21 protein-coding genes are annotated in these 23972 nt (G+C 56.2%); 11 read left to right on the forward strand and 10 right to left on the reverse strand.

The genetic code is table 11. The annotated features are described in order from the left end of the window. Positions 1-111 precede the first annotated feature (111 nt). The 3 genes from ABD851_RS01755 to ABD851_RS01765 all read left to right on the forward strand — a co-directional run bounded on the left by ABD851_RS01755 (position 112) and on the right by ABD851_RS01765 (position 6003). Positions 112-3603: a SusC/RagA family TonB-linked outer membrane protein gene (locus tag ABD851_RS01755; protein WP_344974362.1), complete on the forward strand. Its 3492-nt coding sequence runs from the start codon at positions 112-114 to the stop codon at positions 3601-3603. A gap of 22 nt (positions 3604-3625) precedes the next feature. Then, the gene (locus tag ABD851_RS01760) at positions 3626-5407 is read left to right on the forward strand and encodes a RagB/SusD family nutrient uptake outer membrane protein (RefSeq protein ID WP_344974365.1); all 1782 of its coding nucleotides are present in this window, start codon (positions 3626-3628) and stop codon (positions 5405-5407) included. A gap of 104 nt (positions 5408-5511) precedes the next feature. After that, positions 5512-6003 (forward strand): methylated-DNA--[protein]-cysteine S-methyltransferase, encoded by a 492-nt coding sequence (locus ABD851_RS01765; protein ID WP_344974368.1) that lies wholly within the window; start codon positions 5512-5514, stop codon positions 6001-6003. 10 nt (positions 6004-6013) lie between these two features. On the opposite strand, the gene ABD851_RS01770 is transcribed toward ABD851_RS01765, so the two are convergent. From ABD851_RS01770 to ABD851_RS01780, 3 genes are all read right to left on the reverse strand, one after another. After that, a complete protein-coding gene (locus ABD851_RS01770) occupies positions 6014-6721 on the reverse strand; it encodes an SDR family oxidoreductase (protein WP_344974372.1) in 708 nt (235 codons plus the stop codon). Positions 6722-6839: 118 nt separating this feature from the next. Continuing rightward, positions 6840-7898 carry a porin gene (locus ABD851_RS01775; RefSeq protein ID WP_344974373.1) on the reverse strand — a complete coding sequence of 353 codons (1059 nt, stop codon included), beginning with the start codon at positions 7896-7898 and terminating at the stop codon, positions 6840-6842. 89 nt (positions 7899-7987) lie between these two features. After that, positions 7988-9376 carry an ammonium transporter gene (locus ABD851_RS01780; RefSeq protein WP_344974376.1) on the reverse strand — a complete coding sequence of 463 codons (1389 nt, stop codon included), beginning with the start codon at positions 9374-9376 and terminating at the stop codon, positions 7988-7990. A gap of 444 nt (positions 9377-9820) precedes the next feature. Here ABD851_RS01780 and ABD851_RS01785 point away from each other — a divergent pair, with 444 nt between their 5' ends. Together ABD851_RS01785 and ABD851_RS01790 are read left to right on the forward strand one after the other, a co-directional pair. Then, the gene (locus ABD851_RS01785) at positions 9821-11167 is read left to right on the forward strand and encodes a M16 family metallopeptidase (RefSeq protein ID WP_344974380.1); all 1347 of its coding nucleotides are present in this window, start codon (positions 9821-9823) and stop codon (positions 11165-11167) included. A gap of 71 nt (positions 11168-11238) precedes the next feature. After that, positions 11239-13317: an insulinase family protein gene (locus ABD851_RS01790; RefSeq protein WP_344974383.1), complete on the forward strand. Its 2079-nt coding sequence runs from the start codon at positions 11239-11241 to the stop codon at positions 13315-13317. Here the strand turns inward: ABD851_RS01790 and ABD851_RS01795 are convergent. From ABD851_RS01795 to ABD851_RS01810, 4 genes are read right to left on the reverse strand one after another with little or no spacing between them, the layout of a single operon-like run. Continuing rightward, positions 13307-13705, reverse strand: a complete 399-nt coding sequence (locus ABD851_RS01795) for a VanZ family protein (RefSeq protein WP_344974386.1) — start codon at positions 13703-13705, stop codon at positions 13307-13309. The two genes, ABD851_RS01790 and ABD851_RS01795, sit on opposite strands and share 11 nt — an antisense overlap. Positions 13706-13709: 4 nt before the next feature. Further along, positions 13710-14090 (reverse strand): glycine cleavage system protein GcvH, encoded by a 381-nt coding sequence (gene gcvH / locus ABD851_RS01800; RefSeq protein ID WP_344974389.1) that lies wholly within the window; start codon positions 14088-14090, stop codon positions 13710-13712. Between the two features lie 41 nt (positions 14091-14131). Next, positions 14132-14791 (reverse strand): peptidylprolyl isomerase, encoded by a 660-nt coding sequence (locus tag ABD851_RS01805; protein WP_344974392.1) that lies wholly within the window; start codon positions 14789-14791, stop codon positions 14132-14134. Beyond that, positions 14788-15129, reverse strand: a complete 342-nt coding sequence (locus tag ABD851_RS01810) for a hypothetical protein (protein WP_344974395.1) — start codon at positions 15127-15129, stop codon at positions 14788-14790. The genes ABD851_RS01805 and ABD851_RS01810 overlap by 4 nt, the downstream gene beginning before the upstream one ends. 134 nt (positions 15130-15263) lie before the next feature. Here ABD851_RS01810 and ABD851_RS01815 point away from each other — a divergent pair, with 134 nt between their 5' ends. Genes ABD851_RS01815 through ABD851_RS01830 form a run of 4 tightly spaced genes read left to right on the forward strand, consistent with a single transcriptional unit; the run spans position 15264 to position 19146 of the window. Continuing rightward, positions 15264-16265 carry an AAA family ATPase gene (locus ABD851_RS01815; protein ID WP_344974397.1) on the forward strand — a complete coding sequence of 334 codons (1002 nt, stop codon included), beginning with the start codon at positions 15264-15266 and terminating at the stop codon, positions 16263-16265. A gap of 39 nt (positions 16266-16304) precedes the next feature. Next, a complete protein-coding gene (locus ABD851_RS01820; protein ID WP_344974399.1) occupies positions 16305-17174 on the forward strand; it encodes a DUF58 domain-containing protein in 870 nt (289 codons plus the stop codon). 20 nt (positions 17175-17194) lie between these two features. Next, positions 17195-18136 carry a hypothetical protein gene (locus ABD851_RS01825; protein ID WP_344974402.1) on the forward strand — a complete coding sequence of 314 codons (942 nt, stop codon included), beginning with the start codon at positions 17195-17197 and terminating at the stop codon, positions 18134-18136. After that, positions 18103-19146: a vWA domain-containing protein gene (locus ABD851_RS01830; RefSeq protein WP_344974405.1), complete on the forward strand. Its 1044-nt coding sequence runs from the start codon at positions 18103-18105 to the stop codon at positions 19144-19146. The genes ABD851_RS01825 and ABD851_RS01830 overlap by 34 nt, the downstream gene beginning before the upstream one ends. 54 nt (positions 19147-19200) lie before the next feature. On the opposite strand, the gene ABD851_RS01835 is transcribed toward ABD851_RS01830, so the two are convergent. Beyond that, positions 19201-20679: an alpha-L-fucosidase gene (locus tag ABD851_RS01835; protein WP_344974408.1), complete on the reverse strand. Its 1479-nt coding sequence runs from the start codon at positions 20677-20679 to the stop codon at positions 19201-19203. Between the two features lie 151 nt (positions 20680-20830). Here ABD851_RS01835 and rsgA point away from each other — a divergent pair, with 151 nt between their 5' ends. After that, positions 20831-21763 carry a ribosome small subunit-dependent GTPase A gene (gene rsgA / locus ABD851_RS01840; RefSeq protein WP_344974411.1) on the forward strand — a complete coding sequence of 311 codons (933 nt, stop codon included), beginning with the start codon at positions 20831-20833 and terminating at the stop codon, positions 21761-21763. On the opposite strand, the gene ABD851_RS01845 is transcribed toward rsgA, so the two are convergent. Together ABD851_RS01845 and ABD851_RS01850 are read right to left on the reverse strand one after the other, a co-directional pair. Continuing rightward, positions 21699-22103: a hypothetical protein gene (locus tag ABD851_RS01845; protein WP_344974414.1), complete on the reverse strand. Its 405-nt coding sequence runs from the start codon at positions 22101-22103 to the stop codon at positions 21699-21701. The two genes, rsgA and ABD851_RS01845, sit on opposite strands and share 65 nt — an antisense overlap. Further along, a complete protein-coding gene (locus ABD851_RS01850) occupies positions 22054-22596 on the reverse strand; it encodes a gamma carbonic anhydrase family protein (RefSeq protein ID WP_344974417.1) in 543 nt (180 codons plus the stop codon). Before ABD851_RS01850 ends, ABD851_RS01845 begins: the two co-directional genes overlap by 50 nt. 161 nt (positions 22597-22757) lie before the next feature. On the opposite strand from ABD851_RS01850, the gene ABD851_RS01855 reads away from it, so the two are divergent. Then, positions 22758-23948 (forward strand): aspartate aminotransferase family protein, encoded by a 1191-nt coding sequence (locus tag ABD851_RS01855; RefSeq protein WP_344974420.1) that lies wholly within the window; start codon positions 22758-22760, stop codon positions 23946-23948. Positions 23949-23972 lie beyond the last annotated feature (24 nt).

Below are 23972 nucleotides of genomic sequence, written 5' to 3' on the forward strand. Positions count from 1 at the left end.
GTACGGCGCGGCATTCCCATTGTATCACCCGCATTGATCAAAACTATGAAAAAATTCGATCCTCCAAGCGTGGGCTGTCCTTCGCGGCCCCTTCTCAAGTGCTTGCTCATTATGAAATTATCCGTCTTTCTGCTGCTATGGGGTTGTTTCCAGGCGTCGGCCGCCACCGGCTATTCGCAGGAAAGGGTTACGCTTAATCTGAAAAATGCAGGCTTGAAAAAGGTACTGCATATGATCGAACAGCAGACGGATTACCGGTTTATTTTCAGCGACCGGAAGCTCCCCACCGGCCTGAAGGTAAATGTGGAAGTGAGCAACGCTCCCCTTCCACGGGTACTGGATACCCTCCTGGCGTCCGTCAACCAGCGATACCGCATGCTGGGAGATAATCTCGTCGTGATTATGCCCGACGGGACAAATGCTGCGGTACAGCAGATCTCCGGCCGCGTGATAGATAAGGCAAGCGGCGCTCCGCTGGTCGGGGTATCCGTGAATGTAAAGGGGACCAGCCTGGGCACCTCTACGGACGCACAGGGTAATTTTACCCTGGAGGTCCCGGACGATGCAATACTCCGGATTACCTATATCGGCTACGAGGCCCAGGAAGTAGCGGTGGCGGGCCAGAAAAGCATTACGGTTGTGCTGGCAGCTTCTTCCACCTCGCTTAACCAGGTAGTGGTCGTCGGGTACGGTACGCAGAAAAAGGCCAACCTTACGGGGGCCGTAGCCCAGATCGATTCCAAGATGCTGGAGAACCGTCCCGTCGCCAATATCACCCAGGCCCTCCAAGGGCTGGTGCCCAACCTGAGCGTTAATTTCAATGACGGCCGTCCGGGCAGCCAGGGAAAGATCAACATCCGGGGATATACCTCGGTCAACAGCGGCTCGCCGCTGGTGCTCATCGACGGCGTACCGGGCGACATCAATCTGATCAACCCTCTGGATGTGGCGTCTATCTCCGTGCTCAAAGACGCTTCTTCGGCGGCTATCTACGGCGCCCGTGCGGCATACGGTGTGATCCTGGTAACGACCAAACAGGGGCAGCAGGGTAAGTTGAAGGTCTCTTACAGCAATAATTTCTCCTTTGGTACACCGACCACCCCGCATGATTTTATGACCGATGGCTATGCGACGGCCAAGCTGATTGACGAGGCCTTCAGGATCAGCACCGGTAACAGCTATACCGGCTATACCGACGAGGACTATGCCGAGCTGGAAAAGCGGCAGACGGATCATTCGCTGCCCTCCGTGGTGGTGCAGAACCGGGGCGGCCGCGACCAGTATGTATGGTACGGCAATACGGACTGGTGGCATTACTTTTTCCGCGAAACCCTGCCATCCATGAGCCATTCCCTGCAGTTTACCGGCGGGTCCGAGAAGATAGACTTCCTGGTGTCCGGCCGTTATTACCAGCAGCTTGGCATGATGCAGATGAACCGTGATAAATACACGGCCTATAACCTCCGTGCAAAGATCAACGCACATATCACACCCTGGCTGACCCTTAGCAACAACCTGCAATTTGCCGCCAATACCTATAATTATCCCGGCGACGGTTCCAACGGCGGTCCCAATACTGCTTTCATCTATCTCGGCGTTCATGCCCTGCCCTCTTATGTTCCGGTGAACCCGGACGGTACCTTTACCTACAGGAGCCAGCTGAACAATTATGGCATCGCCGACGGCCGCAATGTGCAGCTGCAGTACGGGAAGGCCAAATCACAGGAACAGGAGTTCGATCTTACCAATACGGTGAGCCTGACCTTACAGCCTACCCCGGAGCTCAGCATAGTAGGCAGCTACAGCTATGACCTGAACCCTTATTCCAATTTTCACCGCAGCACAAAGTCGCCGTGGTCCATCTACCCGGGCCAGACCGACTATATCGGGGACGACTGGTATTCGGAATCCTCCAGCCAGGACCAATATCACGTCGTCAATGCGTATGCTACCTATACCAAAGACCTGGGTAAGCATGCGCTGAAGATACTGGGTGGCTACAACCAGGAGCTGAAAAAATACCACACCGTTAACGGAAGGGCCAATAACCTGCTTTCCGAGGACCTTAACGCGCTGGACCTGGGCACCAGCGACCAGCAGGTAGGCAGCAATTCCGTGGAATGGGCCTTGCTGGGCTTTTTTGGCCGGATCAATTACAGCTATGCCGACAAATACCTGCTTGAGCTCAACGGCCGCTACGACGGCAGCTCCCATTTCCCGGAAGGAAGCCGCTTTGGCTTTTTTCCTTCCGTATCGGCGGGCTGGCGCATCAGCGAAGAGCCGTTCTTCGCACCCCTGAAGCGCGCAGTCTCCGAGCTGAAGCTGCGCGGCTCTTACGGCTCCCTGGGGAACCAATCGCTCAGCGCCAACCTCAGGAACAGCAACTACCCCTATATTCCCGTTATGAGCACCGGTCTGTCCAGCTGGCTCACCGGCGATAGTAAGACCCAGTACCTCAGGGTAGGCAGTCCCGTGTCTCCCGAGCTGACCTGGGAGCGGACCACCTCCGCCAACATCGGTATTGACCTGGGCTTTATGAAAAACAGGCTCAACGTGACCTTCGACTGGTACGACCGGAAGACGTTGGATATGCTCATTGCCGGAAAAACGCTGCCTGCCGTTTTCGGGGCCGCTTCTCCCAAGCAGAACGCCGGCGATCTGGACAGCAAGGGCTGGGAACTTTCGGTGCAATGGAACGACGAGCGAACGGTAAGCGACAAGCCCTTTTCCTATAGCATCGGTTTTGTGCTCTCCGATTTCAAGTCCCATATCACCCGCTTTGACAACCCGCTGAAGCAGCTGAACAATCATTATGTAGGAGAAAGGATCGGCGATATCTGGGGCTATACGGTGGACGGGTATTTCAAGACCGATGAGGAAGCACAGGCCTACGGAGAGGTCGTCAATCAGGACTTTGTCAACAAGGAAAGAGTGCAATCGCCCGGCGACGGCAAGAAGCTGCAGGCCGGGGATATGAAGTTCGTGGACCTGAGCGGAGACAGCATCATCAACAACGGGCAGAACACCCTTGCAGATCACGGCGATATGAAGATCATCGGCAACAGCCTGCCCCGTTATAACTTCGGTATCACCGCCAGCGCCAGCTGGAACGGCTTTGATCTCTCCGTGTTCTTCCAGGGGGTTGGGCATCAGGACTGGTACCCGGGCAACGAGACCTATTTCTTCTGGGGACCTTACGGGCGGCCTTATTATTCATTTATTCCCAAAGATATCCAGAAGGACATCTGGAGCCCGGATAACCCTAACGCCTATTTTCCGAAGCTAAGGGGATATGTGGCCCTCAACGGCAATACGGAACTCCAGGTGGCCAATACCCGTTATATCCAGAACATCGCCTATATCCGTCTGAAGAACCTCAGTGTGGGGTATAGCCTGCCGCTGTCGCTTATCCAGCGCTGGAAGATCGACCGGGTACACGTCTACTTCAGCGGGGAGAACCTGTTTACCGCGACGGGACTGCATTCCAAATACGTGGATCCGGAACAGGTATCCGCCGATCCCAACGGGAGCAGAGGCGATAACAACGCCCGGAACTACCCCTTTATGAAGAACTATTCCTTTGGGCTGGATATTACTTTCTAAGGTTCACCAAAAGCGAGAAAAAATGAAAAATATAAAATCCTTTATTGTTGTACTTCCGCTGGTCGCGGCGCTGCTGGCCTCCTGCAGCAAGAACTTCCTGGACCGGGAACCGCTTTCCCAGCTGTCCCCGGGCAGCAGCTTTAACAGTGAGAACCAGCTGAAGCTGTATACGAATTCGTTTTATGACCTGTTGCCGGCGGCCGGCGATATCTATAACGAGCGATGGGATAATATCGTGGTGAACACGCTCAGCAGCGAGATGACGGGCGACCGGATCGTACCCGTTACCGATGCCGGCTGGAGCTCGAGCGATGCCCGTAGCTGGAGCGCGCTGCGGAACATCAATTTCTTCCTGCAGAATTATCAGCTCGGTGGGCTTCCGGACAATATCACGGCTCCTTATGTCGGCGTTGCCCGGTTTTTTCGTGCCTATTTTTATTTCAATATGGTAGCCCGTTACGGAGATGTGCCCTGGTATTCCGCTTCCATAGCATCGAACGACTCAGCACTGTTGCAGAAGCCCCGCGACCCGAGGAGCCTTATCATCGACTCGGTGGTGGCGGACCTCGATTACGCCGTTGCCCATTTACCATCCGCAGCCTCCACCGAACAGGTCACCAGATGGACGGCCCTGGCCCTGAAGTCCAGGATATGCCTTTTCGAAGGCACTTTTAGGAAATACCATTTCGGGGACGACTTCGTAAAGGACAGCACGGGTGCTGCCGGGCTGCTGCGGCAGTCTGCCGATGCTGCAGATACCCTGATGAGCTACGGTCCCTATAAGCTCTATACCAGCACGCCCGACAAAGCTTATTGGGAGCTTTTTACCGCCGAAACGCCCATTGCCACTGAAATGATCCTTGCCCGAACCTTCAATGCGGATCTGCAGGTATATCACGATGTAAACTATTATACCGTATCGCCTTCCTATGGAAAACCGGGACTGGAGAAAAAGCTGGTCAACAGCTATCTGATGAAGGACGGCTCCCGCTTCACCGACAGGATGGGTTATGACACCATACAGTTTTACCGGGAGATGGAGAACCGAGATCCGCGCCTGGCCGGCACCATCCGTACCCCGGGTTATATGCGGATCAACAGCACGGTGAAGCTGGCACCCGACTATGCCGCTACCGCCACCGGCTACCAGCTGATCAAATATGTGCTGGATGCCACGCATGATAAAATATCCGGCTCGGTGACCCCCATACCGATCTTTCGTTATGCGGAAGCGCTGCTCAATTTTGCGGAGGCCAGAGCGGAAATGGGCGTGCTTACCCAGGCGGATATTGACCGGTCGATAAATCTTTTGAAAAGTCGCGTTGGCATGCCCGGCCTGGACATGGCAGCGGCTAACGCGCATCCCGATCCTTATCTGGCCGGGCAGTATAAGCACCTGGATGGAAACAATAAGGGTGTGATCCTGGAGATCCGGCGGGAAAGAAGAATAGAGCTGGTCATGGAAAATTTCCGCTGGAACGACCTGATGCGCTGGAAAGAAGGGCATCTCCTCGCCGAGCAATTTTACGGTACCTACTTTCCGGGACCGGGCTCTTTCGACCTCGACGGCGATGGCAAGACCGACCTTGTGATCTACACCGGGGATAAGCCGGCCGGCCAGCCCGGCGTGCAATACCTGAAATTGGGAAGCGATATCTCGCTGGAGCATGGGGCAAGCGGCGGCAGGGTGATCATTAACGGCGACATCACAAAGAGCTTCCGGGAAGACCGGGATTACCTGTACCCCATTCCTACGCAGGAGCTGCAGCTGAATCCCGACCTGCATCAGAACCTGCATTGGTAAGGAAGCTACTTTTTAGCATAAAAGCAGGGTTTCTCCGGAAGCCCTGCTTTTTTTGTTTCGGGGCTGCGCAATGGGTTTGCGGGAGAAACCCGTATTTTTGGATCATGACCCTTCTGCATACACCGTATTACTTCTTCTACCAAAGTCCTGTCGGCTGGATAAAGCTGGGGGCCTCCGATACCGGCCTGATGCTGGCGTACTTTATGAAGGCGCGGGAAGAGGACGATCGGCCCAATGCCGTGACCCGGGAGGCTTTGCGGCAGCTGGAGGCCTATTTTGAAGGGCGGCTGAAAAGCTTTGACCTTCCCCTGGAAATGCAGGGAACGGATTTCCAGCGCAGCGTCTGGACGGAGCTGCTGAAGATACCTTTTGGCAAAACGATCAGCTATCTTGCGCTTTCGCAGCGGCTGGGCGACGAAAAGGCGATACGCGCCGCGGCCCGGGCCAACGGGCAGAACCCGCTGCCCGTGATCGTGCCCTGTCACCGGGTGATCGGGAGCGACGGCAGCCTTACCGGCTATAGCGGCGGGCTGTGGCGGAAGAAATGGCTGCTGCAGCACGAGGGGCTGCTCCCGCAACTGGAGCTGCCCCTGTAGCGCGGAAAATTTATTTCGACGGCGGCTTTGTGGGGCGTATCTCCACCTTGCTGGGCAGGGCCCGGGGATGCATCTGCAGCAGGTCGTGCACCAGCTGGCCGATGTCCTCCGGCTGTATCTTCCAGAAGTCGGCTTCGGAAGGGGTGTGATCATGAAAATGACTGGCCACCGATCCGGGCATGATGGTCGTGACCTTTACATCCTCCTGCCTGAGGTCCAGCATCAGGGCCTGGGTGAAGCCGACCAGCCCGAACTTGCTGGCGTTGTAGGCGGTGCCGCCGGCAAAGAAATTGGTGCCGGCCAGGCTGGCTATGGTGATGATATACCCTTTGGACTCGCGAATGGCCTGCAGTGCCGCTTTTACGCTGTTGAACACACCGGTAAGATTGGTATCTATCGTCTGCCGCCAGGCGCCGGCATCCAGCTCCCCGATCGGGGCGAAGATGCCTACCCCGGCATTGGCGACGAGCACATCCAGCCGCCCCCACTTCTGGAGGATACGCTGCACGGCCTGCTGCTCGTCCTGCTCCTGTCGCACATCGGACTCCAGCGCCAGCACGCCGGCCGCTTCCCCGCCCAATGCTGCCGCCGCTTCCCGGGCGGCCTCCAGGTTTCGGCTGCTGATGGCTACGCGGTAACCTTCTTCCAAAAGACGGGCGGCAATGCCTTTACCGATGCCCTTGCTGCCCCCTGTGATGTAAACAACTTTTGCTGACATAGCTATTTTTTTGCTGACTCTTTTGGAACAGGTAAGCGACCGGTTTTGTTCAGCGGGAGGCATAGCAAAAAAAGCACGGCCGGGCAGCCGCGCTTTCAAAACAGGGTTAGGTAAGAGATCAGAAGCTGTAGATAGCGGCGAACAGGGCCGAGGGCGAGCTTTGGGTGGGGCTGCCGTTGCCCTTGTTGAACAGGGTTTCCGAAGCCTGGTCCAGCCGTATTTCCGGAACCAGCCGGAGGTGGCCCCCTATCTTGCAATTACCCGAGAGCGTGAAGCTGAGCACGCTGCCGCCGTCGGGGAAAGCTGCCGCATCGGTGAATACTTTTACGCCGTCTTTGTCCGAAAAATATTCCCCGCGCAGCGTCAGACCGAAATGTTCGGTGAAATCGCCGTTCAGATAGAGCGCCGATCCCCACCATGCGGTTTTATTGTCTTCGAATTTATAATGGCTGTAAGTGCCGTTATAACCCAGGCTGAAATGGTCGCTGACCGTATAATTGAGCACTACGTCCAGCTGGTCGTTCCGTAATCCGGAGGTGTCCTCCCCGCCGATATAGTTCAGGTAGGAGCTGAAGCCGCTTTCCGAAGGGGTGAAGGCCCACTGTGCTCCGATGTATTTCTTGCTGTCCGGCGGCGCGTATTTATAGTCGGTGGGGTTGAAGACGCCGACCATAAAGCTGTGATCCCCCGCCTTGAAAGTGGCTTTCAGTCCCGTGTGCGAAAACGGCCCGTAGGAGAACATGTAAGACATGCTGTAGTTCCGGTTGAGGTCCGCATCCACCAGCTCGTAGCCGACATGCGTGGCGAAGCTTCCCAGCGCCAGGGTCACCCAGTCTGCCGGCGCGTAGCTGACATAGAGCTGCTTGATGGCCAGCGACGTTTTTTCATCGGTATAGGAAAACTCGTCCGCTCTTTTTCCAAAACCCAGGTCGCCATACACGCTCACCTTTCCGAAGGCATGCTGGACCTTCAGGGAGATCATGCCCAGCTCGAAGGAATTGTGGGAATTGGTGAAGCTGGTTTTATTGTCGGTTTCATTTTTGTTGAAATTATACTTGTAATAGACGTCAGCATAACCCGAAAGCAAGGGCGGTGATTGTTCCTTTGTGCTGTCCTGGGCATGAGCCGCTGAACAACAAATAAAGACACCGAAAAGCACGCTGAGTAAATTTTTCATAAATACACGGTTTTAAAGGACCAATAAACGGGTGAAGCTCTTCTCCGCGCGCTCAAAAACGATGTATTCGGTGCGTCTCGTCTCTGGGATCAGGCCATCTCCATTTCCACGGAAGATACCGGATCGCTGTGCAGCGTAATACGGGAGGTGTCCCCGTACTGCTCGTCATGCTGGCTGATGTCCAGACCCAGTTTTTCTTCCTTGGCGGATACCCGTATCGGATATACGAAGTTGATGAACTTGAAGATGAGCCATCCCATGATAAAGCTGTAGGATACCACGATCAGCATACCCAGCAGCTGGTGCAGGAACAGGCTGAAATTGCCGTACAGCCATCCGTTGGCTCCCGCGCCATTTACGGCGGTGGTAGCAAACAGGCCGGTGCAAAGCATCCCTACCATCCCTCCTACGCCATGGCAGGGAAATACGTCCAGGGTATCGTCCAGGGAAGATTTCGATTTCCAGTGTACAACCATGTTGGAAACAATGGCTGCAACAAGACCGATGGCTGCGCTTTGGGGGATGCCCACGAAGCCGGCGGCCGGGGTAATGGCGACCATGCCCACTACGGCGCCCACACAGAAACCGATGGCGGAAGGTTTGCGGCCGCGGATGTTATCAAAGAATATCCAGCCCAGGCCTGCAGCGGCGGTGGCGGTGTTGGTGGTGGCAAAGGCAGAGACGGCCAGCGCGTTGGCGGCCAGCGCCGAGCCGGCGTTAAAGCCGAACCAGCCAAACCAGAGCAGGGCGGTTCCCAGCAGGACGAAAGGAATATTGGCAGGGGTATTTTCCTGTTTTTCCACATGGGCGATGCGGCGTTTGAGCACCATGGCCCCGGCCAGGGCTGCGCAGCCTGCGGAAATATGTACTACGGTGCCACCGGCGAAGTCCAGTACGCCCAGCTGAGCCAGGATGCCGTCCGGATGCCAGGTCCAGTGCGCGATGGGTGCGTAGATCAGCAGGCTGAAGAGCACCATGAACAGCACATAGGCCTTGAAGCGGATGCGTTCCGCTACCGCGCCCACGACCAGGGCCGGCGTGATGATGGCAAATTTCATCTGGAACAGGGCAAAGAGCAGCAGCGGTATGGTCGGCGCTCCGGCCCAGGGCGTTCCGTTCCAGACCCCTTTGAAGAAAAAGAAGGAGACCGGATTGCCGATAATGCCGTGCAGGGAATCCCCGAAGGCGAGGCTGAAGCCCACCACTACCCATAATATGCTGATCAGGCCGGTGGCGACAAAGCTCTGCAGCATGGTGGAGATGATGTTTTTCCGGTTTACCATGCCGCCATAGAAAAAGGCCAGCCCCGGGGTCATCAGAAATACCAGGGTGGAAGCCACGATGATCCAGGCCACGTCTCCCGAATCGAATTTCCCGGTATCGGCTATCGGCGGCAATACCGGAACAAAAATGCCGATGAGGCATATGATACCCAGCAGGAGGAAGGGTGCGATTTCAGAAAGCGTTATTTTTTTCATGTTATTATAATTTATAATTACTTCACAAAAGTAAGACTAAACTTTATATCATTCATATAAATGACATTTATTTAGATTAAATCTAAAAAACGTTCCATTTTTATTGATTTTTTAGGATCAAGGGTAAAAGTATGTAATTCAATCCTGAATTACGAAAATAAACATTAAAATAATTATAATTTGTATTTTATAAAGATTGAATGACGAAATATTAATTGAGAATCAATAACTTAATAAAATGTGAATTTTGAAGCTGTTTTTGTAATTTTAAAGACTATCGATCTAAAATTGATTATTTTGGATCAATAATTCATATTACACAATTATTAATATTTTAAAAATCTCCCGGCGCTTTTTCCGGGCTCGCGGGCCATTTTTGAGAAATCCTTACTTTCGATCCGCATTTTCATCCCTAATTGTCTGACCATCCTAATTCATGAACGCATGCAGAAAATCTTTGGCGCGCTCTTCCTCGGTCTCCTGTGCTGGCTTCCGGGAAAAGCCCAGCAGCGGAATATTGACTTTATCCGTTACCGGCTGCCCAACGGCCTGAAAGTAATTCTCCACCGCGATACCACTGCCCCGGTGGTAGCGGTGACGGTGCTGTACCATGTCGGATCCAAAAACGAAAAACCCGGACAAACCGGCTTTGCCCATTTTTTTGAGCATCTCATGTTTGAGGGGTCGACCTATATCCGGCGCGGGGAATTCATGAAATATGTCAGCAACGCCGGCGGTCAGCTCAATGCCAATACCAGCCAGGACCGCACCTTTTATTATGAGAACATGCCCTCTAACCAGCTGAAGCTGGCCCTCTGGCTCGAAAGCGAACGCATGCTCCACGGGAAGATCGATACGGTAGGGGTAAACACCCAGCGGGAAGTCGTCAAGGAAGAAAAGCGCATGCGGGTGGACAACCGCCCTTACGGTACCCTCCTGCAAGAGGTCTGCAAGCGCGCCTTTAAAGGCACGCCTTACCAGTGGGTACCCATCGGGAGCATGGAAGATCTCAACAAAGCGGTGCTGGGCGACTTCATCGAGTTTTACCATACTTATTATGTGCCCGGCAATGCCGTGCTCAGCATAGCCGGCGATATCGATACCGCCCGTACACGCGAGCTGGTCGCCGCATATTTTGGTTCCATACCGGCTTCGGACAAGCCCATACGTCGTCCTCAGGTGCAGGTTCAGCCGCTGGGACATGAGATCAGGGATACGGTGTACGACAACATCCAGCTTCCCGCCGTTATCGAGGCCTACCGCGTTCCCCGCCAGGGTACCCCGGATTATTACGCCTTTAATGTACTGGCGCAGCTGTTGGCCGGCGGTCCTTCCGCCCGCCTGCAGCGCGTGGTAAAAGATCAGCAGCAGCTGGCAGCCGGTATCGAGGTGGTGCCGCTTTCGCTCGAAGACGCCGGGCTGTTTCTGAACCTCGGGGTGGTCAACGTGGGTGTGGACCCGGATACGCTGCAGCAGGCCATCGATGCCCAGGTAGCTTTGGTAAAGCAGGATACCGTGCCGGAACACGAATTCCTGAAGGTGATGAACCAGATCGAGACCGATTTTATCTCCGGCAATGCCCGGATGCTCGGCATTGCCGAGAAGCTGGCCGACTACGAAGTGTATTTCGGCGACGCCAACCTCATCAATACCGAGCTGGATCGCTACCGCCGTGTTACCCGGGAAGATCTTCGCCGAGTCGCCCGTAAATACCTTACGCCGGACAACCGCGTAGTGCTGTACTACCTGCCCAAGGCCATGCAGTCCGGCTCCGGCAGCAAGGCCTCCTGATCTGTTCCCGGAGAAGGGCCGGCCGCGACCCGCCCTCTCCCGCTTTTGATAAATGCTCAAATCCCGTTATCATGATAAAGAAATTTCCGGTTCTCTTTTTTCCTGTTTTGCTGATCGCCGCCGCCCTGCAGGCCCAGCAGCCGGACCGTTCCCATGCCCCGCTGCCGGATCCCGCCCCCGCCGTAAATATCGGTACGCCGGACAGCTTTACCCTCGCCAACGGCCTGAAGGTATTTGTGGTGGAAAATCATAAGCTGCCCACCGTAACCGCTTCCCTGGTGCTGAAGCTCGATCCCGTACTGGAAAAAGACAAGGTGGGTTATGTATCGATGGCCGGCTCGCTGATGCGCCGCGGTACGACCACCCGCAGCAAGGCCGAGCTCGACGAGGCCATCGACTTCCTGGGCGGCCAGGTAAGGACCGGCTCCCGCAGCGCCAGCTGCTCCGGGCTGCAGAAAAATTTTGAGCAGATCTTTGCCCTGATGGCCGATGTGGTGCTGCATCCCTCCTTCCCCGCCGGAGAACTGGAAAAGATAAGGCGGCAGACCCTCTCCGGACTGGCTTCCGCCAAAGACGACCCCGAGAGCATGCTGTCCAATGTTGCCGCAGTAGTCACCTACGGCGCGGATCATCCCTACGGGGAAGTGGAAACGGAAGCGACGGTTAAGAAGATAACGGTACCGGACATACGCGGATATTATGAGACTTACTGGAAGCCCAACGTGGCCTACATGGCCCTGGTGGGCGATATTACCCGGGACAGTGCGGAAGCCCTGGTAAGGCGTTATTTCAGCAGCTGGAAGCGCGGCAGCGTGCCCCGTCATACCTACCCGCTGCCGCAGAAGCCCGGCAAGGCCCTGATCGCCCTGGTAGACCGTCCGGCCTCCGTCCAGACCAATATAGAGATCATCAACCCCGTGATGCTGAAGCCCGGCGAGGCGGTGAATTTTCCCGCTGCGCTCATGAACGCCGTGCTGGGCGGGGGCAGCAGCGGCTGGCTGTTCCAGGACCTCCGGGAGAAATACGGCTATACCTACGGGGCCTATTCCTCACTTTCCGTCGATCCCGTCATCGGCGCCTTCTCTGCCAGTGGAGATGTGCGTACGGCCGTTACCGATAGCTCGCTGGCCCGTTTTATGTATGAGCTGAACCGCATCCGGGACAAAACGGTCAGCCCGGCTTTGCTGGACAGCGTCAAAAACACCGTGTCGGGTAACTTTGCCCTTTCACTGGAGAGCCCCGCCCGCATCGCCCAGTTTGCCATCGATGTGGCCATGTATGATATGCCGGCGGATTATTACCGGGATTATCTGAAAAGCATCGCGGCCGTTACCCCCGCAGCTGTGCAGGCCGCGGCGCGCCGCTTTGTGACGCCGGACCGCATTCATCTTGTCATGGTGGGAAATGCCTCGGAATTTGCCGGTAAGCTGGCGGCCTTCGGACCGGTACAGTATTACGACGGAGAAGGCAACAAGGTAGCCCCGCCGCTGAAAAAGCAGGCGCCGGCGGGCATGACGGCCAGCGCCGTTATCAAAAAATACCTGGAGGCCGTCGGTGGGGAAGAAAAGCTGAGCGGTATAAAAGATGTCCATATTATGTCCGGCGCCGAGGTAATGGGGCAGACTTTAAAAATGGAGCAGAAGTACCTGCTGCCGGATCATTTTTTTATGAACATGAGCATGGCCGGCCACAGCGTATCGCAGACCATAGTAAACGGAGACAGCGCCGGCATGTGGCAGATGGGTCAGCCGCTGCCTGTTGACGACAAGACGAAGGCCGGGCTGAAAGCACGGGCGCAGCCCTTTCCCGAACTGACCTACGGCAACGGCAAATATGATCTCCGGCTCAAAGGGATAGAAACGGTGGACGGCAAAGCGGTGTATGCGCTGGAAATTACCGACCCTTCCGGTGAAAAACATTCCGCTTATTACGACACCTCCACCGGCCTCAAGCTGCGGGAAACGAGCCCTCCCCGCAAAACACCCCAGGGAGAGATGGTACAGACCGCCGACCTGCGCGATTACCGGGAGGTGGAAGGTATAAAGATTCCCTACGAAACCATCGTTGATGCGGGCGGGCAAAAGATCGACATACGGGTGCAGGAGGTGAAGTTCAACAGCGGGCTGCAGCCCGGGGATTTCAACCCCTGACCTTCTTTTTTTGAGGGAAAAGCAGCAGCAGGAGCAGGCCGATCACGGCCCCGGTGGCGTCTGCTACCATATCGAGGAATTCAAAATCACGTTTTACCACATATTCCTGCAGGTATTCGATACCGATACCCAGCGCTATGCCGGCCAGCGTAACAAACAGCAGCAGGCGGAAGAGATGGTGCATGCCCCGGGCCTGCCGGAAGGCCCAGCCCCATAAAAAGACAAACCCGAAAAAAAGCGTGCCGTGCACCAGCTTGTCAAAATGGGGAAAGCGGTCGAAGATGGAAACATGGGGCACATCCCGGCCCGGCATGAGGGTTGCCGTCAGCACAATAAGGGTCCATACCAGCGCGGGTATAAAAAGAAGAAAGGGATTTTTGGACTTCATAAAGTTATGCGCTCACCAGCTTTTCATAAGCGGCCGCATCGAGGAGGGTATCTATATCCGCGGTATTCTTCACGGTCATTCGCACCAGCCAGCCTTCGCCGTAGGGATCCTGATTCACCAGCTCCGGCGTGCTTTCCACCTGCGGATTTTTTTCAGTAAGGGTGCCCGCAACGGGCAGATAAAGATCCGATACGGTCTTTACCGCCTCTACCGTCCCGAATACTACGGCGGCATCCAGGGTTTTGCCCACCGTCTCGATTTCCACGTATACGATATCGCCGAGCTCACGCTGTGCAAATTCCGTGATGCCAATGGTGGCGGTATCGCCCTCCAGACGGATCCATTCGTGGTCTTTGGTATATCTGAGGGTTGCCGGGAAGTTCATGGGTACAGGCTTTTAATGCGAAAATAAAGGTTTTGATGCTATCAGAAGAATAAAAATTTATGTACCCGGCGGATCTTCATCGGCACATCCTTCAGGGGCCGGTCGCGGTCGTCGGTCGGCAGCGCTGCGATCTTATCGATCACTTCCATGCCTTTCAGCACCTGTCCGAAAACGGTATAGTTCATGTCCAGAAAAGGCGTACCGCCCGTGGTCTTGTAAACCGCCCGGTGGTCCGGAGGGATATCATGCCCGAAGCGCTGCGCGATCTGATCCATTTCCGCATCGGTATAGGTCCGGCCCTGCACCAGGTAGAACTGGCAGCCCGACGAGGCCTTTTGCGGGTTGACGTCGTCTCCTTCCCGGGCCGCTGCCAGCGCGCCCTTCCGGTGAAACAGCTCCGGCCTGAACTCGGCGGGCACCGTATGACCGACGTCGCCGTCGCCCAGCGGGGCGCCGGCCGCGGCCTTGCGGGAGTCAGGATCGCCGCCCTGTATCATAAAGTCTTTGATCACCCGGTGGAACAGCAGGCCGTCATAAAAATGCTTTTTTACCAGCCGGAGAAAATTATTCCGGTGCTGCGGCGTTTTGTCGCTCAGCTCCACCAGCATCGTGCCGTAAGGCGTGATGATCTTTACCCTGCGGTGCTGGGCAGTGGCCAGGGTGGTCGCCAGCAGCAGGGCAAACAGCAAAGACGCTTTCATATCAGACCTTGTTTTTCAAAATAAAGAATGGCCTCTTCCCGCAGCATCCGCGCCTGCTCGGTCAGCGTCATGGCGGGCAGGCGTTCGGTCGGTTCGAAATGCGGCCAACCCTCCGCATCCTTGCGGGCCAGCCGGTAATACCCCCGGTTCATCAGCAGCGTACATACGGCCACGTGTATCAGGTCCTGCTTCTCTTCCTTGCTGAAACCGGCGGCGGTGGATTGCCCCACCTCCTGGACCCCGATCAGAAACAGCAGCGCCTCCATATGAGGGATTTTTCCAAAACGTTTTTTCAGGGCGTCCTTAAGCGCCTGCCACCGCTCTGCATATTGCTCCATCAGTTGTTCGTTTATTGCACAAAATCAGCCATTTAACATTGTTTTAACAGCCGGAACCTGCTTACATCGCTATTTTGCAAACTTAATTGTTATTTTAGTATCTCTTAACGACATTCAGGAACAAACAAGCGCACATGGAAAGTACGTCGTACGACATTAAAGCATTAAATGAAAAAATCCACGAGGCCAGCGCCTTCGTAGACCTGCTGAATCTGGAGATGGGAAAGGCCATCGTGGGTCAGAAATATATGGTAGAGCGGCTGATGATCGGATTGCTGGGTCAGGGCCATATCCTGCTGGAAGGAGTGCCGGGGCTGGCGAAGACCTTATCCATCAAATCCCTTTCCGCGGCCATCCATGCCAAGTTCAGCCGCATCCAGTTCACCCCCGATCTGCTGCCGGCCGACGTGGTCGGCACCATGATCTACAATCAGCAGCAGAATGCCTTTATGGTGCGGAAGGGTCCCATCTTTGCCAACTTCATACTGGCGGATGAGATCAACCGCGCCCCCGCCAAAGTGCAGAGCGCGCTGCTGGAGGCCATGCAGGAAAAGCAGGTCACCATCGGGGAGAACACCTTTCAGCTGGAAGAGCCTTTTCTGGTGCTGGCCACGCAGAACCCCATCGAGCAGGAAGGGACCTACCAGCTGCCGGAAGCGCAGGTAGACCGTTTTATGCTGAAGGTAGTGATCGGGTATCCCAACAAAGAGGAGGAACGGCTTATCATCCGGCAGAACCTGCAGCCGCAGGGCATCCAGCCCATCGCCCCCGTGGTGCATCCCGGGGACATCCTGAAAGCCCGCCAGCTGGTGCGCGAAGTGTATATGGATGAAAAGATAGAGCAGTATATCCTGGATATCGTATTTGCCACCCGTACGCCGGGGGATTACAAGCTGCCCAGGCTGAAGCCGCTGATCGCCTATGGGGCATCGCCCCGCGCCAGCATTAACCTGGCGCTGGCGGCAAAGGCCTACGCCTTTATGAAGCGCCGCGGGTATATCATCCCCGAAGATATACGCAGCATCTGCTTCGACGTGATGCGGCACCGCATCGGGCTGACCTACGAGGCCGAAGCCGAGAACGTAACGACCGAGAAAATACTGAGCGAGATATTAAACGTGGTGGAAGTGCCCTGATGCGCTCTTCCGGCATATCTGCCGACAACAATCAGCTGAATGGATACATCCGAGTTATTAAAAAAGGTCCGCAAGATAGAAATCAAGACCCGTGGGCTCTCCAATCATATCTTTTCCGGGGAATACCACACGGCGTTTAAGGGGCGCGGTATGAATTTCAGCGAGGTGCGGGAATACCAGTTCGGGGACGACGTGCGCGCCATCGACTGGAACGTGACCGCCCGCTTTCACCATCCCTTTATAAAGGTATTTGAGGAAGAGCGCGAGCTGACCGTGATGCTGCTGGTGGATGTCAGCGAAAGCGCCGCCTTCGGCACCGTAAAGCAGCGCAAAAAGGACCTGATCACCGAGCTCTGTGCCGTACTGGCCTTTTCCGCGATCAATAATAACGATAAGGTAGGCGTGATCTTTTTCAGCGAAGGGGTGGAGAAGTATATCCCGCCCAAGAAAGGCAAATCGCATATCCTGCTCATCATCCGGGAGCTGCTTTCCCTGGAGCCGAAGAAAAACGGCACCAATATCCGGGACACGCTTCGCTTTTTTAACAACGCCGCCAAGAAACGCAGCATCGTTTTTCTCGTTTCCGATTTCCTGGCGGCCCCGCATTACCAGGAGGCGCTTACCATTGCCGCCAGGAAGCACGATATGGTGGGGGTGCATGTATATGACCGGCATGATAAAGAGCTGCCGCCCGCCGGGCTGATCCGGATGCAGGATGCGGAAACAAAGCAGCTGCGCTGGGTGGATGCTTCCGACCGGAAAGTGCAGGAGTTTTATACCCGGCAATTCCAGGAGCATGCGCGGTATTGCCGCGAGGCATTCATCAAAAGCGGGGCGGAGCTGCTCAGCATCCGTACCGACGAGGACTATGTAAAAGCCCTGCAGGCTTTTTTCAGTAAGCGGATTTAACCGGGGTTGATTTTTTCAGTATGAAGCGAAACCGAATCACTGCATTATTATTCTTTATATCCTTTCTGTTCCCGGCTACTTTCGCCTGCGCACAGCAGCCAAAGGTATCGGCCAGGATCGACTCCTCGCATATCCTGATCGGACAGCAGTTCCGCCTGCTGCTGGAGGGACAGGCAGACGCTTCCCGGGGCGGGTTTTCCTGGGCAACGGTGCCGGATACCTTCAACCATCTTATGGTGGTGGACCGGGGAAAGATCGATACGCTCACCAATGGCGCTCAGCAAACTTACCGGCAGGCCATCGTGCTGACGGGTTTTGATTCCGGCCGCTGGCAGGTGCCTGCGCTGTCCTTCGGATGGAAGGCCGCCGGAGGGAGCACGCCGCCGGATACGCTGCATACCTCCCCGCTGCAGGTAATGGTCAACACCGTGCCTGTCGACACCACCCAGCCTTTCCGCCCGATCAAGGATGTCCGCCGGGTGCCCGTAAATCTTATCGACTTCTGGTATATACCCGCCATCCTCCTCGCGTTGCTTATTGCCTTTTTTGTCTGGCGGCGTTACCGCGGCCGTAAAAAGCCTTTGCAGGAGCGCCCTGCGGCCCCCCCTCCGCCGCCGTATGAAACGGCCCTGAAGGCGCTGCATGAGCTGGAGGCGGAAAAGCTATGGCAGGCCGGCGAGGTAAAAACGTATTATATCCGGCTTACCGATATCCTCCGTATTTATATGGAGCGGCAGTTCCGCATTCCGGCGATGGAGCTGACCACCGACGAGGTGCTGCAGCAGATAAAGAAGGTAACCCAGCTCAGCCAGCGGCGGGAGACCCTGCAGTATATCCTCCAGACGGCAGACCTGGCTAAATTTGCCAAGCTGCAGCCGATGCAGGAAGAACATGAACGCTGCATGAAGAGCGCCTATCAGCTGCTGGAATGGACAAAGCCGAAAGAGGAGGAGGAAAAATGATGAACGTGTTTGATCTCAGCCATATCGAATTTGCCTACCCGCTTTTCTTTCTGCTGTTGCTGCTGGTACCCGTCATGATCTGGTGGTATCTCCGCCGGCGGAAAGGAGCGCAGGCTACGCTGCGGGTTTCTTCGCTCGAAGGACTGAAGGACCTGCCGGTCTCCTGGAAGGTCCGTTTCCGGCCCCTGCTGTTCGTGCTGCGGCTCCTGGCTTACCTCCTGCTGGTGGTGGCGCTGGCCAGACCGCAACGCTCCAACGTGTCGGAAACCATCAACAGCGAAGGCATCGACATCGTACTGGCGATCGACGTCAGCGGCAGCATGCTGGCCCAGGACTTTCATCCCAACCGCATCGAGGCGGCCAAAAAGGTGGCCCTGGATTTTGTGAGACATCGTCTTTCGGATCGTATCGGGCTGGTGATCTTCGCCGGGGAAAGCTTTACGCAATGTCCCATTACCACCGATCATGCCGTGCTGGAAAACCAGATCAAAAAAGTCAACAGCGGCATGCTGCAGGACGGCACCGCCATCGGTATGGGACTGGGCACCAGCGTGGACCGGCTCCGGAACAGCCAGGCCAAGAGTAAGGTGATCATCCTGCTTACCGACGGGGTTAACAATACGGGCCTGGTGGATCCGCTCACCGCCCTCGAAATTGCCAAGTCCTATAAGATACGCGTGTATACCATCGGTGTGGGCACGCGCGGCGTGGCGCCTTACCCGGTACCTTTGCCGGGAGGAGGCGTACAGATGCAGAACATGGATGTACAGATCGACGAGGCGCTTTTGCAAAAGATCGCCCAGGGCACAGGCGGGCAGTATTTCCGGGCTACCAACAACAATTCGCTGCAAAATATCTATCAGCGCATCGACGATATGGAAAAAACAAAGGTGGAGATATCCTCCTACAAGCGCTATGCAGAGCTGTTTTATCCCTTTGCCCTGGCCGCCCTCTGCCTGCTGCTGCTCGAGATCGTGCTGCGTTATACGGTGTTCCGGAGCCTGCCGTGAAAAAGAGGTAAAAGGAGAAAGGTCAAAGGTGAAGGGCCTTTTGCCTTTAACCCTTTACCTTTTACCTTCCGGAAGTCCGTTCTCCACCCTGATCACAAAGGGCAGAGAAATATCGCCCGGACGGATACCGGAGAGATCGATCTCACAGTTTTCCCCGTTTTGTTTCCAGCTGATCTTCCGGCTGCTTCCCGCCAGGCTGACCGTTGCCGAGGCCGGCGGACTGAAATTCCGGATGCTTACTACAGGCATATAGTTCGGAAGGATGCAATACAGGTCGTTTCCCTTCCGGGTAAAAAACATTTCGATATGGGCCTGGTCGTCCCGCGGCACGACCAGCTTGCTGATATCATAGGCGGCCATATAGCTGGCCTTTTTGACTTCCGGTCTTTTACCCGCGCTCCATTGCCGGGTTGCCTTCCAGGGGGTGGTGGCATAGATGGCTTCCCCGTTGGTCTTCAGCCAGCTGCCGATATCCAGCAGGCGCTGCTGCATGATCACGGGGATACGTCCATCGGCGGTCGGTCCGATATCGAGCAGCAGGTTGCCGCCCCGCGACACGATATCGGCGAGGATCAGGATAAGCTGTCGGCTGCTTTTGTAATCTTTCAGCGCTTCCATCCGGTTATAGCCGTAGGACAAACCGATGCCCTGGCTTTCTTCCCAGGTCACATCCGGCCCCATGCCGCTGCCGTATTCGGAAGTGGAGTAAGTGCTGCCGGTATTTTTCCCGCGGGTATTGCTGCCCCAGCGGTCGTTTACCACCACCTCTTTGGCCACGGGGGATTCGTTAAAAAGCCAGGCCAGCAGTTCCGGGCTGTGCCAGGCCGTATCCGGGAGCTCCCATTCGCCGTCCGAAAAGATAATGGAGGGTTTATAGCGGGTAACGAGGTCCTTGAACTCGGGCGTCATCACTTCGCGGATATAGCGTTGCTTGTCGGTTTTCCAGAGGGGGTTGAACCATTCGTACAGCGAATAGTAATAGCCCATCCGCAGGCCGGCGTCCTTTACGGCCTGGGTAAGATCGCCGAGCAGGTCGCGGTGCGGCGTTCCGGTTACCGCATTCCAGGGCCGTCCCCAGGAGCGGTCTGCCCAGGGGCTGTTCCACAGGCAATATCCTTCGTGGTGCTTGGAGGTGAGCACCACATAGCGGGCGCCGGACTCCCGGAATATCTCTGCCCATTGTGCCGGGTTGAACAGCTCGGCCCGGAAGGATTTTTCAAAGTTGCGATAGGGGAAATCCCGGCCGTAGTTCCGGGCATGGAAGTTTTTTACCGCGGTATCCCCCTTCATATCCTTGCTCTCCAGCCGGTTCCAGTACCACTCGGCATAGCTGTAGCCGCTGTTGGGGATCACGGGGGCAAAGGCCGGCACCGAATAGACGCCCCAGTGGATAAAGATGCCGAACTTGGCTTTGTGAAACCAGGCGGGGATGCCTCTTTTGTTCAGGGAGGCCCAGTTGGGTTCGTAGTGCTGGGCGGGAAGCTGCTGTGTCAGCAGGAGCAGGGTGGCGAGGGCAAACAGTATTTTTTTCATACAGCCGGGCAGGTTAGCGGGGATATAATAGGTTAAAAATAAAAAAATATTCTTTCTCCGGGGAAGAAGACCGCTTTAAAGTGCGAGATGTGTACGCGGTAAACACGTTATCCCAAAACCCACTAATTTTACAGCGGTCAAACCCGCGTATTTGGAAGCCGTTATCTGTAAGTCAACCGGAAGCTGGTATACCGCCCGTGCCGATGCGGGCACGGTATGGCAGTGTCGTATCCGGGGCAAGTTCAGGGCCGACGAGGCCATCACCTCCACCAATCCTGTGGCTGTGGGGGACGTCGTGGAGCTGGAGCCGGAGGATGCCGCCCGGCATACGGCGATGATCACCCGCATCATGCCCCGGAAGAATTATATGGTACGGTCATCGCCCCACCGTCCCAGCCGGCATGTGATCGCCGCCAACCTGGACCAGGCCTTGCTGGTGGCCAGCCTGCGCACCCCCCGTACCTCGCAGGGCTTTATCGACCGTTTCCTGGTAACGGCGGCGGCTTATCATATCCCCGCGATCCTGGTTTTTAACAAAAGCGATCTGCACCGGCGGCAGGAGGAGGAGCGGTATGCCTTCTGGAAAGCGCTGTATGAGGCTATCGGCTATACGGTGCTGGGGACGGCTGCCGTCAGCGGGGAGGGGGTCGATCCCCTGAGGGAGCTGCTGTCGGGTAAGATTACCCTTTTTTCCGGTCATTCCGGGGTGGGCAAGTCCACCCTGATCAACCTGCTGATACCGGGATCGCAGCTCAGAACACAGTCGGTAAGCGGCTGGTCCGGAAAAGGCATGCACACCACTACCTTTGCCGAGATGTTCCCCCTTCCGGAACCGGGGGGCGGAGCGATCATCGATACCCCGGGCATCCGTGAGCTGGGGGTTGTGGATATGGAAAAAGCCGAGCTTTCACATTACTTCCTCGAGATGCAGCCTTATATCGGAAAATGCCGGTTCAACAATTGCCTGCATATCGACGAGCCGGGTTGCGCCGTCAGGGATGCCGTGGAAAAGGGGGCAGTCAGCGCGGAGCGGTACGAGAGCTATCTGACGATACTGGATTCGCTGGAGACGCCGGAGTGGTAGCGGGAGCAGGAGCTCTCCAGGAGGAGTCAGCGCCCCGGGCCGGCACCCGCTTTTGCATCATACCCCGTTCCTGCAGGTATTTGTTCATCTTCTTGTCGAACAGCTGCCGCGGCTTCTTTTCCGGCCGCAGCACGCCTTCGTCGAATTTGTGCTCGGCGCCGAGGGGCGGCGGTTTGTAAATCTTGGGTGCACAGCCGCAGAGCTGCCACCCCGCCAGCGGCAAGACCAGGGCCAGCAGCAGCGGTTTCAGTCCTCCGCCCTTTATCCTCCTCCCGCTTAAGGGCAGCAATTCATTGCTCCCCGGTGCGCGGGCCGTTTTCTTTTTTGAACCATCCTGCATATTTCACATAATTCTCTGCGATACGGTTGATCTCATCGCTCACCATGTCTCCGGGGATATCCTTCAGCTTTTTTGCCGGTACCCCGGCAAAAATACAGCCTGGCGGCACCATCGTTCCTTCGGTCACCACGGCGCCCGCCGCAATGATGGAGTTGCTGCCGATATGGGCCCCGTCCATCACGATGGCCCCCATGCCGATAAGTACATTATCATCCACTGTGCAGCCGTGCACGATGGCGTTATGGCCGACGGAGACATTATTTCCGATTATCGTTTTTGTCCGCTGATAGGTGCAGTGGACGATTGCTCCGTCCTGGATATTCACGCGGTTACCGATGCGGATGCTGTTCACATCCCCCCGGACCACGGCATTGAACCAGACGCTGCTCTCGTCGCCCATCAGTACATCCCCCACGATCGTGGCATTCGGGGCGATAAAGCAACCGGATCCGAATCCGGGATATTTTCCTTCTACTGGTAATATTACAGGCATACGGCTAAAACGGTTTTGGGGTGACGGATATTATAGGATGCAAGATAATACCCGGATGGTTAGGCCGGATAAAATGTTCAATTTGGCAGACGCCGGCTGCGAATCTTGGCCGCCGGCTGCAGAGCGCCTATTTTTGTATAAATATATCAACGATCCCGAAGATGACCAACCGTCAGCTTTTTATGCAGCATGTAGCCCAGACCTCCGATGCGCCGATGGGGCTGGAGATCGTCCGCGCGGAGGGCATGTACCTCTACGATGCGGAGGATAAGCAGTATCTCGATCTGATCGGCGGCATCAGCGTCTGTAACCTGGGTCACGGTCATCCCGGCATAACGGAGGCCATACGGGACCAGGCCGGCCGGTACCTGCACCTGATGGTGTACGGCGAGTTTGTACAGTCTCCCCAGGTGAAATATGCCCGGCTGCTCACGGAGCAGCTGCCGGCTTCGCTGAACTGCATGTATTTTACCAACTCGGGCGCCGAGGCGGTAGAAGGGGCGATGAAGCTGGCCAAGCGTTATACCGGCCGACGGGAGATCGTAGCTTTCAGGGACAGCTATCACGGCTCTACCCAGGGCGCGCTGAGCATCCTGGGCGACGAGTACTGGCGCAATGCTTACCGTCCTTTGTTGCCGGGCATCTCTCATGAGCGGTACAATGATCCTGCCGCCCTGGAGCGGATCACCGGACAAACGGCCTGTGTATTTGCGGAAACCATACAGGCCGAAGCCGGCGTGATCGCGCCGCAACGGGAATGGCTACACGCTTTACGCCGGCGCTGCAGCGAAACGGGCACGCTGCTGATCCTTGACGAGATCCAGTGCGGCTTCGGCCGCAACGGCACGCTCTGGGCTTTTGAGCAGTATGGGATCGTGCCGGACGTGCTGCTGCTGGGGAAGGCCTTGGGCGGCGGCATGCCGCTGGGCGCTTTTATCGCCGGCCGTGAAATCATGCAATCGCTTTCGGCGCAGCCGGTACTGGGGCATATCACTACCTTCGGGGGGCACCCCGTTTGCTGTGCCGCCGGCGCCGCTGCTTTGGAAGCCCTTCTCCGGGAGGGATGGATAGCGCAGATCGCCGGAAAGGAACAATTGTTCCGGAGCCTGCTGGCGCATCCGGCGATAAAGGCGGTCCGCTCCCGCGGGCTGATGCTGGCCGTGGAATTTGATTCGGCGGAAATAAACCGGCAGGTGATCGGCAGCTGTATAGCGCAGGGGGTGCTGACAGACTGGTTTCTTTTTGCTCCGCAGTGCCTGCGTATTGTACCGCCGCTGATCATCACGGAGCAGCAGATCCGGGAAGCCTGTGCGGTGATCCTCCGGGCGGCGGATGAAGCGGCGCAGGGATAGCTGTCGCCGGAAGACGACGCCGGC

The organism is Compostibacter hankyongensis (assembly GCF_039541075.1).
Taxonomy (GTDB): domain Bacteria; phylum Bacteroidota; class Bacteroidia; order Chitinophagales; family Chitinophagaceae; genus Compostibacter; species Compostibacter hankyongensis.